The following is a 13,853-nucleotide window of genomic DNA, read 5'->3' on the forward strand; positions in this document are numbered from 1 at the left end:
AATCTTGATCAAATCAGAGCAGACATTGGTTCAGTGCAAAATCAACTTCAAGTTACTATAAACAACATCACCGTAACTCAAGTGAATGTTAAAGCAGCAGAATCAACTATAAGAGATGTAGACTTTGCAAGTGAGAGTGCAAATTTTTCTAAGTACAACATACTTGCCCAGTCAGGCTCATACGCTATGAGTCAGGCAAATGCTGTACAACAAAATGTTTTAAAACTTTTACAATAATCTTTCTAAAGAGCAGAATTTTGCTCTTTAGATCAAATTTCTTTTTTCTAGTTCATCTTGCAAGGGAATGATAGCTTTTTTTAATCTCGTGTTTTGACTTTCTATAAGATCTATTATAGTTTCGATTAAAGATTCGTTAGCATAGATCCAAGATAAAATTTTATTTTGTCTTTGACTTTCATTATGAACGCTTTGGGTATAAATAGGAGCAATTAAACTTTCTTCATGATGTAAGGTGGGTCCTAAAATTTCATGTAAGAAAAAGTATTTCTTATGGCTTAATTTTTCTCTTATAAGATCTATATCTTTTATAACATTTTCTAGATTTATGTATTTGTTTTTTTGAGTGATTTTTTGAATTTTTCCAAGAGTTTTTTTGCACTCTTTTTGAAAATTTAATGCAAGCTGCATATTTTTTTTAATTTTTTGATAGCTTTTTAACATGCATTCAAATTGTTCTTTTTTTGTTTTTTTCTTTAATTTTTTTAAAGGTTTTTTGATATTATTTATTAACAATTCTTCACATACTTCTTTAAAAGGTTTTTCTATGGTTCCTTCTATCCTAGCACCCCCTTCTGTGCAATTATAAGTATTAATTTTTGTTTGATTGTTTATAGCATAGTTTTCAAAAATTTTTCTAAAGATTGTCCAAACTTCAGAACTCTCAACCATTCCTTTGCCACCATAAGCTGTAGTAGTAAAACGACCTTTATTTTGCTCAAAATCTTTTTCATGCAACGATAAATTGACATAATCTTCTGTGTGAGATTTTCCTTCTTTGCTGTAAGCTAAATCTTGTCCAATTAAAATAATATTTTCGCACTTTAGTAAAATAGCCAGTTCATAAGCACTATGAGCTACACTCATACCCCCTCCTATATAGCCGTTTTCTTTAAGATCTAAGGAAATGATGAAAGGTAGATATCTAGCTACTAACATATAATCTTTTTTAAATTTATTTAGATATTTAATTGAATTAGGGTGGGTTAATCCTGGTAAAATAAATAAAATATCTTTATCAAAATCACCAAAATCGTTATTAAAAAATTCTGAAGTTAATGGTATTCTTTCTAAGGATAATACATAATCAGGTTTAATATTATGTTTTGCAAGTATAGGATAAGAAGAATCGGCACAAAATATTATAGCTTTATTTGCATATTGTTTTAAAAGTGGAAGCTGTTTAGTAAGACTAGGTCCTGTTGAAACAATGATAGCATTTTTACTAAGATTTTTTCTTTTATCTAGTAATTCTTTATAGCTATAGTGTTTAAACATTTGCGGTAAATTCCAGATAGCTTGTTCTATGCCTATCATAGCATCTAAAGGATCTGTGCCCTTTTTTAAGGTAAGATATTTTATAGTTTGAAGGTTGACATTGTTGATTTTTTTAATATCTTCTTGATAAATTTTGTAAAAGGATGAATGTAAATTAATTTGATAGGTTTTTAAAAAAAGATTAATTTCTTTTAATCCAAAAATTAATTCTGCTATGTTATTATCATAATCAAGTGCATGGATAATAACTATGCGCCCTTTAAGCAAATCTTCACTAAAATCTATAAGATTTAGAGTTATAAATATAATATCTAGTTCTTTTTCTATAACAATGATTCTTTTATGATGTGAATTTTTTGCTAATGCTTTATATAAAATTCCATTTCCAAAACCATAAAAAAATAAAAAAGGATAATTAGTATATTGTTCTTGATAAAGTTTTAAATTTTCTTCAAGTTCTTTTATAGGATTTTGATAAATTTTTTTTAAATGTTTTTTATCGATAATATTGATATCTATAGGATCAGATCCTATGTGAAAAGAAAAATTTCTAAGTTCTTGAAAATTTTTAAGTTTATGTTTTAGCTTTTCATGCGCACTTCCTTGCATAGCTTCTAAATTTTTTTTAAAAATTTCATTTATTTGCATTTTTTATCCTTTCTAGGTATTTTTGCATTTTTCTTTCTTCAAGTTTTTGTTCCAATGGGATAATATTTTCAAACAAGGCATTTTCTTGTGCTTGTATATGTCCATAAATCATTTCTATCCATTCTAAGTGTTCTTTTATCCAAATTAATGATTTATTAAAACTATCTTCTAGTGTTTTGGGATTTAAAACATAAATTCTTGCTAAATTGAGTTCAAACTGAACCAATAAGGGTCCTAAAATTTCATATAAATCTTGCATATTTTTAGCATCATCAATTTGGTATTTAACTATATCAATTTTTTGTATAATAAAATTTAAAAGCTCTTTACTTTCTTCTATTTGTAAATTTTCTAAAGTTAAATACAGTTCTTTGATTTCATTATATTCTTGTAGTAACTTTTTATTAAAATCTTTGCAATGATAAATGCTTTTATAAATTTTATTATATGTTTTTAGCATTAATTCATTTTGCTTATTTATATTCAAAGGGTTTAATTTAGGGAAAGGTTTATTTAAATCTTTACTAAGTAAATTCTCACAAGCCCAAAGAAAAGGTTTTTCTATGGTTCCTTCTATTCTAGCGCCTCCTTCTGTGCAATTATAGATATTTATAAAATTCTTATCATAACTTATCCAAGTTTCAAAAAGTTCTCTAAAAAGATTCCAAAAATACGAGGATTCTACTTTATCTTTTCCACCATAGGCGGTACTTGTGAAAAGATTTTCATCTTTTTGAAAATGTCCTTCATGTAGTTTTTCGTGTATAAAATCTTTAGCATGAGAGGACTGATCTTTGCTGTAAGCTAAATCTTGTCCTATAAAAATTATATTTTTATGAGACAAGAATTTTGCTAACCAGTAATTCATATGCGCAACGCTTACCATTCCATCAATAGGTTGAAAATATTTTGCTAGATTAAGATAGTAAAAAAAATCATAAGCCCTAGGCACCAACATATACTCCCTATTATTTCTTTCAAGAAATTCAATAACTTCTTTATGAACTACCGAAGCTAGGATAAACAAAATTCCTTTATCAAATTCTTTAAAATCGTTGTCAAAACACTTAGAAACTATATCATCTCTTTCTAGCATGCAAACATAATCGGGCTTAATATTGTGTTTTGCTAAAATAGGATAAGCGCTATCGGCGCAAAAAATCGTAGCTTTATTTGCGTATTGTTTTAATAAAGGAAGTTGTTTAGTAAGACTTGGTCCTGTAGAAACAATGATGGCTGTATCACTTAATTTATATCTTTTTTTGAGAAAAATTTCACTATATGGATGAGTAAGTAATTTTGAAAGATTATAAATAAAATGTTTTATTCCCATCAAATTGTCTATAGAATCATTGCCGTATTGTATGATAGATATTTTTATTGTTGATAAAATGGTATTATTAAGCTTTAAAATTTCTTCGTTATATCTTTCATAATAATTGCTTATAAGTTCTAAAAAATAAATTCTAGAAAATTGTAAAAAAATACTATTAGCTTTTTTGTAGAAATTTGATAGATCAAATTCGCTTAAAATATTGGTATTGATAATAATTAAATTGTTTTTTTGTAATTCATTTGAAAAATCTAAGATATGAAACATCACCCAAATGATTTCTATATCTTTTTCAAAAACAACAATATGTTGATGATTTTTATTTTGTAATAAAGCTTTAAATAAAATTCCATTTCCAAAACCATAAAAATACAATACAGGATAAAGTAGGTATTTATCATTGTAAGTATTTAGCATAGAGTTTAATTCATCAATAACATTTCCATAAAGAAAAGTATTATCATTTGTATTTTTTAGATTGATATCAAGATTATCTTTACCTAAGATAAGTTCAAATTTACTAGACTTGATTTCTTTTAAACTTTCCTTTAAAAGAATATTACCTAAAGCCTCAATGTTTTTATTAAAGAGTTCTTTTTGGTTTAAATTAAATTTCATATTTCCCTCTCTGCTTTTTATCAAATATCGTCATTTTTGTATTTTTTTAAAGTTTCTTTTATGATTTGATTTTGAGTATTTAAATACTCAAAACTTTGCAACCACCATTTTTTTTGATTGGTTAAAAAATCTTCAATTTTTTTATCTTGTTCTAAATCATTTAAAACTTCATAATACATAATTTCGCATTCATTATGATAATATATAGCTTGAGTAAGCTCATTAAATAGTTTTAGTTTTTTAAATTCACTAAAAAATTTTAAAAGATTTTTTTTGATTTTTTCCAAGGTTGATAAATTAAGTTCCAATTTATTGAGTTCAAAGTCAAGTTTTTTTAGCTCATTTTGACATTTTTTTATAAATTCTTCACTTTGTTTGACATTTTTAATTAATAGTTTTTGAGTTTGTAAAAATTTATTTTTTATCTTATTTTTTTCCAAAATTTTAGGCTTATCAAATGGTTTTTTAAGATTTTCCTTAAGTAAGGTTTCGCATACTTCTTGAAAAGGTTTTTCTATAGTTCCTTCTATCCTAGCACCTCCTTCGGTGCAATTATAAGTGTTGATTTTTAATTTTTCTTTTGCCCAAAAAATATCTTTTTCAAATGCTTGTCGGAATAAGTTCCAAGTAAGTTGAGTTCTTACTTGTTTTTCTCCTCCATAAGCAAGTGTATAGACTTCACCGCGTAATTTTTCCCCTTGGTTTCCATAGATATGCTCTCTTGGATGAGAACTTCCATCTTCTGCGTAAGCTAAGTCTTGTCCTATTAAAATGATATTTTCATGCCTTAGACTTGCAGCTAGTTCATAAGCCATATTAGCAACACTTGCTCCTACCCCAATATAACCAAATTCTTTAAGATTTAATGATATGGCAAAGTGTAAAGGACGATGCACCAACATATACTCCCTATTATTTCTTTCAAGAAATTCAATAACTTCTTTATGAACTACCGAAGCTAGGATAAACAAAATTCCTTTATCAAATTCTTTAAAATCGTTGTCAAAACACTTAGAAACTATATCATCTCTTTCTAGCATGCAAACATAATCGGGCTTAATATTGTGTTTTGCTAAAATAGGATAAGCACTATCGGCGCAAAAAATCGTAGCTTTATTTGCGTATTGTTTTAATAAAGGAAGTTGTTTAGTAAGACTTGGTCCTGTAGAAACAATGATGGCATTTTTAACTTTTCCTTTTCTTTTTTTTAAAAAATCCTGAAAAATACCATGACTTAAAAGTTTTGGAATATTATTTAAAGTATGTTTTATCCCAATTATAGAATCATAAGGGTCGTTACCTTTATTTAATACTATGTATTTAATAGTTTCCATAAGTTTATAATTCAATTTTTTTATTTTTTGAGTATAAAATTTTTCATAAAAATTATTATGAATATATAAATTAAAAATTTTTACACTTTTTTGAATATTTTCATATATAAACAGAGTTGTTAATTGTGCTGTTGTTACTTCTGGAGTATAAAATAAAATTAATTTTTCGTTCTTTAACTCTTTGCTGAAATCAAACAAATGAAAAGCAAGAGCTAAAATTTCAAGTTCATCTTCAAAAACTATGATATGTTTATGGTTTTTATTCTCACATAAAGCTTTATAAAACATACCATTTCCAAAACCATAAAAAAATAATACAGGATATTTTTCATACTCGCTTTTAAAAAGAGTTAAATTTTCTAAAAGCTCTTGATTAGGATTTTTATAAAGCGAAATATCATCTTTTATAAAATTAATCCCATTTTCATTTTGCAGTATTTTAAAATCAATTTTTTCTAAACTACGCAGTTTATAGGCTAATATTTGATCTACTTCAAATAAGGCTTGAGTATTTTTTAAAAAAAGATCTTTATTCATCTAAAATCACTTTCTTTTAAAGCTTCACCAAATTTTATATCTTTATTAGCTTTTTTTCCAAAAAGTTCTTGATAAAATTTAGGATGTAGTCCAAAAGAAGGACGCACTGATTTTACATTTTCTTCGCTGAAAATTTCACCTTTTTTGATATCCTTACTTGCATATAAACTTCTTGCAAAAACACGGTTTTTAAGCGCCTTTTCATCTAAATCTAACTTGCCATCGCCTAAAGCACTTTCAGCTTGTCTAACTGCATCTACCATAGCTTTAAATTCATCAAAATCAAGACTAAATTTACTGTCTTCACTTTCTATGCTTTTATCTAACATAAAGTGCTTTTCTATCACTCTAGCTCCAAGTGCTACTGCCATAACAGGAGCTAAAAAACCAAAGCTGTGATCGCTTAGTCCCACTTCAACATTAAATTTTTCTTTTAAACTTACTATGCCTTTTAAATTCATATCTTCTATGGCAGCAGGATAAGCTGAAGTGCATTTTAAAAAGATCAAGTCAGGATTTTTTTCTTCTTTAAAAATTTCACAGATTCTAAAAAGTTCTTCTTCTGTAGCAATGCCCGTTGAAACGATAGTAGGTTTTTTTTCTTTGGCGATTAAACGTACGAAATTTGCATCATTAGCTTCAAAAGAAGCGATTTTATAGGCTATAGGATCAAAGCGTTTTAGAAATTCTAAATCTTCTTTGGCAAAAGGACTTGAAAAACAAAGTACGCCTTCATTTTGTGCGGTTTCAAAGATTTGAGAATGCCATTCATAAGGGGTTTTTGCACTTTCATAAAGCTCATAAAGTTTTCTTTTATCCCAAAGCCCACCCTTGATGATAAAATCTTCTTTGTCGCTATTTAGCGTGAGGCTATCTGGAGTGTAGGTTTGGATTTTTATCGCATCAGCACCTGCTTTTTTGGCTGCTTTTATACTTTGAAGTGCCATTTCAAGACTTCCTGCGTGATTTGCACTAAGTTCTGCTATGATAAAAACTTTTTTATCTGTGTTAAAATTTCCTATTTGCATGTTTTTCTTTCTTTTGATAAATTTCCTGACTATAAATAATATATAATTATATTATATATTTATTCAATTTATATATTTATATTATATAAATATTACGACTTTGTTATGATTTTGCTTGGTTTTATTCAAAAAATGCCATAGGGATTTAAATCATAGAATTCATTCATTTTTTAATTTTTATATAATATAAATACATAAAATTATAAAATAAAATTTAATTATAACGATATATATTCAAGACTAACTAAAGGAAATTTATGAAATTTTGTAAAAAATGTGTGATGCCAGATACTAAACCTGATTTACATTTTGATGAAGAAGGAATTTGTGATGCTTGTCGTTCTCAAGAAGCTAAAAATCAAAAAATCAATTGGCAAGAAAGAGAAAAAGAATTTTTTGAGCTTGTAAAAAAATACAAAAAACATCCTGTCTATGATTGCGTTATCGGAGTAAGCGGTGGAAAAGATTCTACTTTTCAAGTGGTTAAAATGCTTGAACTTGGACTTAATCCTTTGTGTGTGTGTTTTGAGCCTAGTGTGCCTACGAAAATAGGTCGCAAAAATTTAGACAATTTAAATCATTTGGGTGTGGATTTGATCCATATCAAGCGTGATCCAAAAGTTTATCAAAAACTTGCCCGTGAAGCTTTTATAAGAACAGGGGATAATGAGTGGCAAAACCATTTGGGAATTTTTACTTCTGTTCCACGCATAGCGGTAAATTTTGGAGTGCCTTTGATCATCTGGGGAGAAAGTCCGCAGATAGAGTATGGTGGTCCTGCGAGTAGTAAAAATAAGAATATTTTAGACAGAGAGTGGCTAGAAGAATTTGGCGGACTTTTAGGAAATCGCATTAGCGATATGATAGGTGTTGAGGGTATTACTCAAAAAGATGTTTATTTTTACACTTATCCAATTAATGAAGAACTTCAAAGAGTAGGGGTTACTGGGCTATTTTTAGGGTATTATTTTAAATGGGACTATAAAAAAATTCTTGAAATTTCTAAAAAATATGGTTTTTTAACTCTAGATCATCCTGTTGAGACTACTTATGAAAATTTTGAAAATTTAGATTGTTATTCTAATCATGTGCATGATTATTTAAAATACTGTAAATATGGCTTTGGTAGAGCAACGGATAATGCTTGTTTGGATATTCGTTTAGGTTATATCAGCCGTGAAGAAGGGGTGCGTTTGGTGCAAAAATACGATGGTAAACCCCCTAAAAAAGCTATTAAAAAATACCTTGAATTCAGTGGTTTTAGCGAGGAAGAATTTCAAAAAATAGTAGATTCTTTTACTAATAAAAAAATCTTTAAACGTGATGAAAATGGCAAATTTATAAGAGATTATGATGGTTCTTTGGTAAGAAAAGACGAGTGTGTTTTAAAATGATAGCACTCATTGATTATAAGGCAGGAAATTTAAACTCCGTTGCTAAGGCTTTTGAAAAAATAGGAGCTACAAATTTCATAGCTAAAAATCCAAAAGATTTGCAAAAAGCAGATAAATTGCTTTTACCTGGAGTGGGATCTTTTAAAGAAGCGATGAAAAATTTAAAAGAACTTGGTTTTATAGAAGCTTTAAAAGAGCAAGTTTTGGTGCAAAAAAAACCTATTTTAGGCATTTGTTTGGGAATGCAGCTTTTTTTAGAAAGGGGCTATGAAGGTGGAGTTTGCGAAGGACTTGGTTTTATAGAAGGTGAAGTAGTCAAATTTGAAGAGGATTTAAATTTAAAAATCCCACACATGGGTTGGAATGAACTTGAAATTTTAAAACAAGAACCTTTGTATCAAGACATAGAAGATAAGAGTGATTTTTATTTTGTACATTCTTTTTATGTGAGATGTAAAGATGAGTTTGTAAGTGCTAAAGCACAATACGGGCATAAATTTGTTGCATCTTTACAAAAAGATCATATTTTTGCGACGCAATTTCACCCCGAAAAAAGTCAAAATTTAGGCTTAAAACTTTTAGAAAATTTTGTAAGGCTTTGAATGTTAAAAACTAGAATTATCCCTTGTGTTTTATTAAAAAATTCTCAACTTGTTAAAAGTATAGAATTTAAGAATTTTCGTACCATCGGGCATTTAACTTCAACAATGAGAATTTATAATGCGCGCAATGTTGATGAGCTTATTATCTTAGATATAGATGCTTCAAAAAGTGGTGAGATAGACTTTGAAAGTATAGAAGATCTTGCTAAAGAATGTTTTATGCCTTTAACTATAGGTGGCGGGATAAAAACTCTTGAAGATATACAAAAGATTTTAAATTTAGGTGCGGATAAAATTTCTATCAATTCTAAAGCATTAGAAGATAAAGATTTTATAAGTAAAGCAGCAAATCGTTTTGGTTCTCAATGTATAGTTTGTTCTATAGATGTTAAAAGAAAAGGAGAGCAATTTTGTGTTTATGATAGGGGAAATTTACTTGAAAAAAGTCCTTTAGAACTTGCTTTAGAATATGAAAAAAAAGGAGCTGGAGAGCTTCTTTTAACTTCTGTGGATTTTGAAGGAAAAGCAAAGGGTTATGATTTAGAACTTTTAAAGATCTTTCAAAATAAACTTAAAATTCCTCTTATTGTCAATGGAGGACTTGGCAAGCCAAGTGATGGAGTTAAGGCTTTAAATTTGGGTGTTGATGCTTTAGCAGGGGCTTATATTTTTCATTTTTCTAAGTACACCCCTAAAGATGTAAAAGAAGAATTAGCTAAGCAAGGCTTTGCAGTCAGATTGCTTTAGACTCATTTTTAAAATTTTTTGTTTTTTTATGAAAAATTCTTGTACAATGCTAAAACCAAATTTGCGGTGTAGGTTGATTACTTGTGTGTTATTGCTAAAAACTTCCAACGAAAGTATAGGTACATTTATAATTTTAAAAGCATAATAAATACCAATTTGTTCTAAAATTCTTCCTATGCCTAATATTTTGGAAAATGGATTAGCATAAAATCCAAAATCTATTTCATTTTCTCTGATGTAAAAATTTATATTTCCTATAATTTGATTGTCTAATATGACGCAAAAATAAGATTTTTTAGTATTATATTTGAGTTTTTTGATAAAATTTTTATGTTCTAGTTTTGATATGAAATGGGTTTGATAGAGATATTTTTTAACTTCTGGCTGATTTCTATATTTTCTGATTTTTTCTTTTTCAATATAATTTAAATTGATGTAGTTTTTTAAAAGAATATTACATCGATAATCTTGCATTAAAAAAACAATATTTTTATTTTTTATATTATATTGAGTAATTTTAAAAAATTTGTCATTAAAATATTTTTAATATTTGTATTTACCCCCCCCCTATCCAGTTTACTTATTCTTTTTGCAAATTGCTTTTTATAGTTATAATTTTTAAGTTTTATATAAAAGATATTTTTATCTTCATCGTAAATAGTAAAATGATTTTGTTGATATAATTTTAAAGCTTTGTGATTATCTTTAAAAACATAAGCTTTAAGAGTATTTACTTTTAAGTTTTCAAAAGCGTATTTTATAATTTCATTCATTAAAATTTGTCCTACGCCTTTTAAATCAGGTTTTGCATAAAGTCCAAATTCGCAAGATTTAGTTGTGATATTGACAAAATCAATCACACCGATAATCTGTTCATCTTGAAAAACTAAAAAATATTTTTTGCTAGAATCTTGATGTAAATTTTTTAAAAATCTTAAATGTTCTTCAAAATCAATATGTTTTGTTTTCATAAATTGACTGATATCGGGGTGATTGCGCCATTTAAAAATCAGCTCTATTTCTTGAGGGTTAAGTTCTGTGAAATTTTTAAGTTTTATCAATACTTATACTCCACTTCATAGCCTTTTTGAGCTAACCAATTGGCTAGTTTTTCTTGATTTTTAGCAACACAGATGGCTTTAAAATTTGCTTTTAAAAGTAAGGCTTCATTGACTAAAGAACTTGCACTGATGATGAGTTTATTGCTTTCATTCATCAATTTTGCAATATTTTCATGATCGATAAATAATCTAATATTACTATGTAATTTTGCAAATTTTTGTAATTTTTTAAGATTGGGATTAGAAGAGCTAGTTGCAATGCTTATGATTTTTGTTTTAGGTAATTCGCTAGCGATTTGCAAGGAAAGATTTTTGATATCTGTTCCGCCCATGCAAATGAAAAAATCGTATTTTTTTTCTCTATTTTCTTTGGTTTCTTGATAAAATTCTTCTCTGATTAAAGCATAAGAAAAACCACATCTTACTTCGCATTTAAAAGGTACTAAACCTTCATAATCACTTGCTTTTGCATAAGCATTGACATTGAGTAAAATGTCACAATGATGAGGCTTTAATTCATCATCAAAGCTTAAGATTTTTACCCCTGTTTCAAGCTTGATCAGTTTTTCATCATCTACGCTGATGCCATAGTGATCGATGATAAGAAGTTCAAATTTTTCTTCTTTGATGAGATTAATAAGCTCGTAGATACTTTCACTGCTAAGCTCATAAACAGGATAAGGAATTTCATCAATCAAAGAGCCTTTTAAAAGCAAACAAGCAAAACTTACATCATCGTATTGTTTAGCTAAGACTAGATCGCGTTTAATGTGTCCAAAGCCTATTTGACTCGAGCTATCGCTTCTAAAAAGTACTTTCATGATTTGCCTTATAAAGTATTTTTGCAAATTCCAAATCTTGCATGGTGTCTATATCGCAAACTAAATTTCTTGGCAATACAAATACGCCAGAATGAGGTTTAAACATACAATCTTCCTCAAGCCAAGCTTTACTTGTACCAAAATAAAAAGCCCCTGCATCATGATAAGCTTTTGTTAAGTCTTGTGAGCGGCTTTTATAATGTTTTTCATCAAACATATAAACTTGATTGTTTTCATTTAGATAAAAAGCCCTTTGTATAGGATACTCAAACTCAGTGGCAGCAAATAAAAACTTGCTTTGATTTTGGATAAATTTTTCATAGGCTTGTTTTAAAATATCTTTGTTTAACAAAGGAGCAGTAGCATAAAGGCAGCAGACATTATCATAAATTTGATTTTGGCTTTGTAAAATTTCTATAGCATTTTGCACTACAGCAGTGCTTGAAGCATAATCATCGCTTAAATTTTTATCACGCACAAAAGGAGCTTTTGCACCATATTTTAAGGCTACTTCTATGATTTCTTCATCATCGCTTGAAAGTATTACTTCATCAAAAATACCTGAATTTAAAGCATTTTCTATGCTATAAGCGATTAAAGGTTTACCTAGAAAATCAATGATATTTTTTCTAGGAATTCTTTTTGATCCACCACGAGCAGGGATGATGCAAAGATTTTTCATAGCTAAGCCTTGTTTTTTGTGTTGTATTTTACTAAAATTTAAGTATAATTGTCTTTAAAATACAATAAAATAATGCAAAGAGGGTGGAATAGTGCTTATAAATCAAACCTTTGAAATCGATTCTTGTGATGATGTAGAACTAGGTATTAAAAGAACCAGTAAGCTTGAATACCGTATAAGTTATGATGATGAAAAAGATATCAAAGCTATAGTTTTTATAGTGGGTGGTTTTGGAGCTAATGCAAATATTTCTTTTTTAGACTTTGATAGAGAATATATTGCTAAAAAATTTGATGTTGTAGCGGTGCATGTTTTTTATCATTGTTTTTGTCACAGAAGATCAAATGTTGAGAAATATAGTGCAATTACAATGTTTACAAAAGAGGATGTGTCAAATTTATCTCAAGCTTTATTAGATATAGGTATTAAGATAGATGTTGATATTCAAAATGCACATCAATGTTATGAATTGCTCAATCAGAATATTACTACTTTAAAATCACAAGGAAGATTGGTACAAAATTATCAAGCGAAATTGAGTTCAACTTTTATCCCACCTAACGGGGATTATCAAAATTTTGGCATTATGCCTGCTATCGATCATATCAATGCTTTAAAAGATTTAGTGAAACGCTTTCCAAAATTTGCAGATTTACCAAAAATTTATGGGGGGGGGTCTTATGGAGGATACCTATCTTTACTCATAGCAAAAATAGCTCCTTGGTATGTGGATGGCGTGATTGATAATTCAGGAACTGTTTTGCCATTACTAGAGTGTATCATAGGAAGAAAATTAAATAAACCTGAATTTATTTACAATGATCCTAATACGCTAATAGAAATGTTTATCAAAACTTATTGGATTAGAGAGGATGAAAATTCGTCTTATTTTATTGCTAATGAAAATTATATGATTCGTTCTTTGCTAAATTCTTCTCATTTAACCATACAGGCTAATATTAACAAAAATATCATTTTTATATCTTATCATAGTTTAAAAGATGAGTTTAATACAGCCAAAGATAAACAAACTCTTTTTTTAGCATACAAAGAATTAGGCTATGATGCGACTTTGTATTTGATAAAAGATGAAAGTGAGATAGATGGAAGATTTATAAAAGATTTAAAACATGGGATGAGAATCAGTAATAAAGCTTTATTTAGAAAAGAACTTCCTTTAATGCTTGAAAAACTACAAGGAAGAAAATCTTTTATGCAAGAAAATTCCATCTCTTATCCTTGTAGGGATCAAAAATTTATTTTTGAAGATGATAAAGATAAATTTACCTTAATCATTACTTAAAGGCTTGATTTATCATATCTTGTATGGTTTTAAAACTTTCAAAATTTTCTGCTTTGATAAATTCGGCTTTTAAGGGCTTTTTATAAAATTTTTCAATTTCAGCAACTAAAGACATGATATCTATACTATCTATAATATCCTCGCTTAAAAGATTTTCCATGTTTTCATCTATATCGGCTCTATCTATGTTGATGAAAAATTGTTTGATTAAATCTACTGTATTTTGCATT

At 27.9% G+C, this 13,853-nt stretch carries 13 protein-coding genes and 1 pseudogene; 5 read left to right on the forward strand and 9 right to left on the reverse strand.

Annotation, left to right across the window (positions count from 1 at the left end; genetic code table 11):
• Nucleotides 1–237 (forward strand): flagellin (locus tag FBE93_RS02050; RefSeq protein WP_257407226.1); only part of this gene is annotated, 237 nt, incomplete at its 5' end.
• Nucleotides 238–264: 27 nt separating this feature from the next.
• Here the strand turns inward: FBE93_RS02050 and FBE93_RS02055 are convergent.
• From FBE93_RS02055 to pseI, 4 genes are read right to left on the reverse strand one after another with little or no spacing between them, the layout of a single operon-like run.
• Nucleotides 265–2,163 carry a motility associated factor glycosyltransferase family protein gene (locus FBE93_RS02055; RefSeq protein ID WP_048818634.1) on the reverse strand — a complete coding sequence of 633 codons (1,899 nt, stop codon included), beginning with the start codon at nt 2,161–2,163 and terminating at the stop codon, nt 265–267.
• Complete coding sequence (locus FBE93_RS02060) at nt 2,150–4,114, reverse strand: motility associated factor glycosyltransferase family protein (RefSeq protein WP_048818636.1); 1,965 nt, start codon at nt 4,112–4,114, stop codon at nt 2,150–2,152. Before FBE93_RS02060 ends, FBE93_RS02055 begins: the two co-directional genes overlap by 14 nt.
• A 20-nt stretch (nt 4,115–4,134) precedes the next feature.
• On the reverse strand, nt 4,135–5,985 hold the full coding sequence (locus FBE93_RS02065) for a motility associated factor glycosyltransferase family protein (RefSeq protein ID WP_048818633.1): 1,851 nt from the start codon (nt 5,983–5,985) through the stop codon (nt 4,135–4,137).
• Nucleotides 5,982–7,013: a pseudaminic acid synthase gene (gene pseI, locus FBE93_RS02070; protein WP_165434133.1), complete on the reverse strand. Its 1,032-nt coding sequence runs from the start codon at nt 7,011–7,013 to the stop codon at nt 5,982–5,984. The genes FBE93_RS02065 and pseI overlap by 4 nt, the downstream gene beginning before the upstream one ends.
• Nucleotides 7,014–7,270: 257 nt before the next feature.
• Here pseI and pseA point away from each other — a divergent pair, with 257 nt between their 5' ends.
• Genes pseA through hisF form a run of 3 tightly spaced genes read left to right on the forward strand, consistent with a single transcriptional unit; the run spans nt 7,271 to nt 9,756 of the window.
• Nucleotides 7,271–8,407 (forward strand): pseudaminic acid biosynthesis protein PseA, encoded by a 1,137-nt coding sequence (gene pseA, locus FBE93_RS02075; RefSeq protein ID WP_002866284.1) that lies wholly within the window; start codon nt 7,271–7,273, stop codon nt 8,405–8,407.
• Entirely contained in the window at nt 8,404–9,009 is a 606-nt protein-coding gene (hisH, locus tag FBE93_RS02080) for an imidazole glycerol phosphate synthase subunit HisH (protein WP_072225876.1), read from the forward strand. Before pseA ends, hisH begins: the two co-directional genes overlap by 4 nt.
• Nucleotides 9,010–9,756 carry an imidazole glycerol phosphate synthase subunit HisF gene (gene hisF / locus FBE93_RS02085; protein WP_002866282.1) on the forward strand — a complete coding sequence of 249 codons (747 nt, stop codon included), beginning with the start codon at nt 9,010–9,012 and terminating at the stop codon, nt 9,754–9,756.
• Here hisF and pseH (FBE93_RS02090) read toward each other — a convergent pair.
• From pseH (FBE93_RS02090) to pseF, 4 genes and pseudogenes are all read right to left on the reverse strand, one after another.
• Entirely contained in the window at nt 9,721–10,230 is a 510-nt protein-coding gene (pseH, locus tag FBE93_RS02090; RefSeq protein WP_002934480.1) for a UDP-4-amino-4,6-dideoxy-N-acetyl-beta-L-altrosamine N-acetyltransferase, read from the reverse strand. The two genes, hisF and pseH (FBE93_RS02090), sit on opposite strands and share 36 nt — an antisense overlap.
• A gap of 143 nt (nt 10,231–10,373) precedes the next feature.
• Nucleotides 10,374–10,817: pseudogene (gene pseH / locus FBE93_RS02095) on the reverse strand (UDP-4-amino-4,6-dideoxy-N-acetyl-beta-L-altrosamine N-acetyltransferase); the annotation flags it as partial.
• Nucleotides 10,814–11,638: a UDP-2,4-diacetamido-2,4,6-trideoxy-beta-L-altropyranose hydrolase gene (pseG, locus tag FBE93_RS02100; RefSeq protein ID WP_165434134.1), complete on the reverse strand. Its 825-nt coding sequence runs from the start codon at nt 11,636–11,638 to the stop codon at nt 10,814–10,816. The gene pseG and the pseudogene pseH (FBE93_RS02095), both read right to left, overlap by 4 nt.
• Nucleotides 11,622–12,320 carry a pseudaminic acid cytidylyltransferase gene (pseF, locus tag FBE93_RS02105; protein WP_165434135.1) on the reverse strand — a complete coding sequence of 233 codons (699 nt, stop codon included), beginning with the start codon at nt 12,318–12,320 and terminating at the stop codon, nt 11,622–11,624. Before pseF ends, pseG begins: the two co-directional genes overlap by 17 nt.
• A gap of 91 nt (nt 12,321–12,411) precedes the next feature.
• Here pseF and FBE93_RS02110 point away from each other — a divergent pair, with 91 nt between their 5' ends.
• Nucleotides 12,412–13,623 carry a DUF2920 family protein gene (locus FBE93_RS02110; protein ID WP_012006746.1) on the forward strand — a complete coding sequence of 404 codons (1,212 nt, stop codon included), beginning with the start codon at nt 12,412–12,414 and terminating at the stop codon, nt 13,621–13,623.
• On the opposite strand, the gene FBE93_RS02115 is transcribed toward FBE93_RS02110, so the two are convergent.
• Nucleotides 13,616–13,852, reverse strand: coding sequence for a hypothetical protein (locus FBE93_RS02115; protein ID WP_002866278.1), 237 nt, complete (start codon nt 13,850–13,852; stop codon nt 13,616–13,618). The genes FBE93_RS02110 and FBE93_RS02115 overlap by 8 nt on opposite strands.
• Nucleotide 13,853: the final 1 nt, after the last annotated feature.

It is taken from the genome of Campylobacter sp. CFSAN093229 (genome assembly GCF_011068225.1).
Taxonomy (GTDB): Bacteria; Campylobacterota; Campylobacteria; order Campylobacterales; family Campylobacteraceae; genus Campylobacter_D; species Campylobacter_D jejuni.

Bases quoted from the DNA above. Each gene is read 5' to 3' on its own strand.
- FBE93_RS02055 (WP_048818634.1), bottom strand. From the start codon at position 2,163: ATGCAAATAAATGAAATTTTTAAAAAAAATTTAGAAGCTATGCAAGGA.
- FBE93_RS02060 (WP_048818636.1), bottom strand. From the start codon at position 4,114: ATGAAATTTAATTTAAACCAAAAAGAACTCTTTAATAAAAACATTGAG.
- FBE93_RS02065 (WP_048818633.1), bottom strand. From the start codon at position 5,985: ATGAATAAAGATCTTTTTTTAAAAAATACTCAAGCCTTATTTGAAGTA.
- pseI (WP_165434133.1), bottom strand. From the start codon at position 7,013: ATGCAAATAGGAAATTTTAACACAGATAAAAAAGTTTTTATCATAGCA.
- pseA (WP_002866284.1), top strand. From the start codon at position 7,271: ATGAAATTTTGTAAAAAATGTGTGATGCCAGATACTAAACCTGATTTA.
- hisH (WP_072225876.1), top strand. From the start codon at position 8,404: ATGATAGCACTCATTGATTATAAGGCAGGAAATTTAAACTCCGTTGCT.
- hisF (WP_002866282.1), top strand. From the start codon at position 9,010: ATGTTAAAAACTAGAATTATCCCTTGTGTTTTATTAAAAAATTCTCAA.
- pseH (WP_002934480.1), bottom strand. From the start codon at position 10,230: ATGCAAGATTATCGATGTAATATTCTTTTAAAAAACTACATCAATTTA.
- pseG (WP_165434134.1), bottom strand. From the start codon at position 11,638: ATGAAAGTACTTTTTAGAAGCGATAGCTCGAGTCAAATAGGCTTTGGA.
- pseF (WP_165434135.1), bottom strand. From the start codon at position 12,320: ATGAAAAATCTTTGCATCATCCCTGCTCGTGGTGGATCAAAAAGAATT.
- FBE93_RS02115 (WP_002866278.1), bottom strand. From the start codon at position 13,852: ATGCAAAATACAGTAGATTTAATCAAACAATTTTTCATCAACATAGAT.